General features: G+C 36.5%; 3 protein-coding genes, 1 tRNA gene and 1 other RNA gene. All 5 read left to right on the top strand.

Annotated features, from left to right (window positions below; translation table 11 throughout):
• Positions 1-217 precede the first annotated feature (217 nt).
• Positions 218-1,114 carry a tRNA modification radical SAM protein MnmL/YtqA gene (gene mnmL / locus AC1DCD_RS10150; RefSeq protein ID WP_464641372.1) on the top strand — a complete coding sequence of 299 codons (897 nt, stop codon included), beginning with the start codon at positions 218-220 and terminating at the stop codon, positions 1,112-1,114.
• Between the two features lie 88 nt (positions 1,115-1,202).
• An RNA gene (gene rnpB / locus AC1DCD_RS10145) (RNase P RNA component class A) lies at positions 1,203-1,586 on the top strand.
• Positions 1,587-1,673: 87 nt separating this feature from the next.
• The gene (locus AC1DCD_RS10140; RefSeq protein WP_008449386.1) at positions 1,674-2,102 is read left to right on the top strand and encodes a hypothetical protein; all 429 of its coding nucleotides are present in this window, start codon (positions 1,674-1,676) and stop codon (positions 2,100-2,102) included.
• Between the two features lie 16 nt (positions 2,103-2,118).
• Positions 2,119-2,310: a hypothetical protein gene (locus AC1DCD_RS10135; RefSeq protein ID WP_008449273.1), complete on the top strand. Its 192-nt coding sequence runs from the start codon at positions 2,119-2,121 to the stop codon at positions 2,308-2,310.
• A gap of 84 nt (positions 2,311-2,394) precedes the next feature.
• Positions 2,395-2,465: transfer RNA gene (locus AC1DCD_RS10130), tRNA-Cys, on the top strand.
• The last annotated feature ends 151 nt before the right edge of the window (positions 2,466-2,616 follow it).

Genomic DNA, 2,616 nt, shown 5'->3' with positions numbered 1-2,616 from the left:
TAAATATCTGCAAGAATTATAATGTAAAGGTACAAAAACTTGCAGATATAAACAAATGATTTGTAGCATAATATACTATGAATCAGATGAATATTAGGCTTTTAAGGGTGGACTAAATATATTTTTTTTACAAAAAGAAAAACTATCCTTTGTCTTTTATAGAAGATGTTTTTTTATATTCTTTTTGTATCTTTGCTTTTATAAATATAGTATGAATATGGCGCAGTATTACAGAGATTTTGGAAGTTGGTTACATGAAGAATTTAATTTTAAGGTTCAGAAGATTTCTATTGATGCAGGGTTTACTTGTCCTAATAGAGATGGCAGCATAGGCAAGGGTGGGTGCATTTATTGTGATAATAGAACCTTTAATCCTTCATATTGTTCGGTAGAGAACAAGTCGGTTACGCGTCAGATAGAAGAAGGAAAGAAATTTTTCTCAGGAAAATATCCTAACATGAAGTATCTTGCTTATTTCCAGGCTTATACTAACACCTATGGTGATATTCAGCACTTAAAGCGCCTATACAGCGAGGCCTTACAAGTGGAAGATGTTGTGGGGATAGTCATTGGCACACGTCCAGACTGTGTTAGTGAAGATTTACTCAACTATTTTACGGAGCTTAACAAGGTCACTTTTTTGCTCGTAGAGTATGGCATAGAAACAGTAAATGATGCTACGTTACGATTAATAAATCGTGGTCATACTTTTGCCTGTTCACGTCAGATGATAGAGCGCACGGCTGCTCGTGGCATTCGTGTAGGTGCACATATCATTCTTGGCTTACCTGGGGAAGATAGGCAGGAGAGCTTGCGACAAGCTCCTATTATATCTTCTTTACCTTTGACGACATTAAAAATACATCAAATGCAGATAATACGTGGTACAAAACTTGCCAAAATGTATGTAGAAAATCCTTTCCATCTCTATACAGTAGATGAATATATCAAATTAATAGCCGACTATATTTCCTTGCTCCGCAAAGACCTTGTCTTGGAACGTTTTGTAAGTCAAAGTCCAGATAACTTATTATTAGCCCCCAAATGGGGATTAAAAAATTATGAATTTACCAATAAGCTAAACAGTTATTTAGAGCGAATAAGAAAAGTATGAATATTTACATTTTGTTTTATTTATGCTTTAATGTTATTTACCCATTTTGTCATTTAAAGCTTTTTATGTACCTTTGCTACTCATAAAGGCAGTGTTCTGGCTCTGTCGCTGGCACATTTTAATGTGCGAGAGGAAAGTCCGGGCAGCATAGGGCGTCCTGCTTCCGAAAATAGAAGCTATTGGTAACAGTAGATGTAGGCAGAAGAAAAAACCGCCATTCTAAAGAATTGGTAAGGGTGAGAAGGTGGTGTAAGAGACTACCAGCAGTTGGGTGATCAGCTGGCTGTGCCGTTCAGGAGCTGCAAGTTCATGTAAACCGTTGTTAGAGGATAGTCCCGTCCAAGTCTGTAGACACAACGGAGGGTAGAATGCTAGAGCTATGGAGCAATCCATAGAGTAGATAAATGACAGGCATATTGCATATTAAAAGATATGTAATACACAGAACCCGGCTTATAGGAGCACTGCTTTTCTCCTTATGCTATGCCCCTTTTGTAAGCTAAAAGCTTGCATGGGGGCAGGTAAAGGAGTTTTTTCTTAATATTAATGTTATGACACAATGAAGGATTGGCACAATAAGGCTACTTTATTAAACGATTTTCAGCATAAAGTAGAAAATAAAATAAAACGATTAGATGGCACTCCGGGTTTTCCTGTACGTGGTGCTAAGGTTTCAGAAGAAGAGTTGTCAGACTATCTTTTCTTCTATCAAGCAGCTTTAGATTATAGTGGCTCTGAGCGCACTCAATATACTATAGCTGGTGGTCTTATGGTGTTACCTATCCTTATAATATCAGCCTTTCCTGATAAAAACTTGCCGTTTAAAGGCATCTTAAATGTTATTTTTGCAGTAGTTATAGGCTTAATACTCTTTGCTTTTTATCGTATTATAGTTTCAATAATTATTAAGAACAAAATAAGAAAAGTAAAATCTACTTACCCAGAGGCAAGACGTTACGTAGACGAAGTACTATCCTTTGAGGCTTAAGCTATAAAGATACCTTATGTGGCAGTATTTTATAATAAGTATAGTGTTATTTATAGCAATATGTTATGCTTGTAAGCAGATAATAGAAGCTATTCGTGCAGCAAAAGATCCATGTGGAGGCTGCAAGGGTTGTGCTATCAGAAAAAAGATAAGGGAACATCAGAAAACAGTAAAACATTCAAAGCAAGGTTGTCATAACAAAAGCTAATAGGTATTGCTTTTTAATAAAAAACTGTATAATTATTTGGCTGAATAGAAGATTATTGGTATCTTTGCACTCGCAAAACGCAATGGTGCCTGGGCCGGGCGGTTAGGTAACGGTCTGCAAAACCGTGTAGGGCGGTTCGATTCCGCCAGGCACCTCACTAAAAACTTCTTATTTAAGAAGTTTTTTTTGTTTTATCCCTTATCAGCTTTCCTTATTTTTTCTTATGAAAAAGGGGTCAGTCCTAAAATCCAGTTGCAAGCCCTCTCCTCTCAGGCACATAATTTCATAAGTATTTGTTATCTTTGC

The sequence above is a fragment of the Prevotella sp. C0209C1 genome, from assembly GCF_056583855.1.
Note: the sequence above shows the minus strand (reverse complement) of the source record. Positions and strands in the feature narration are given on the sequence as shown.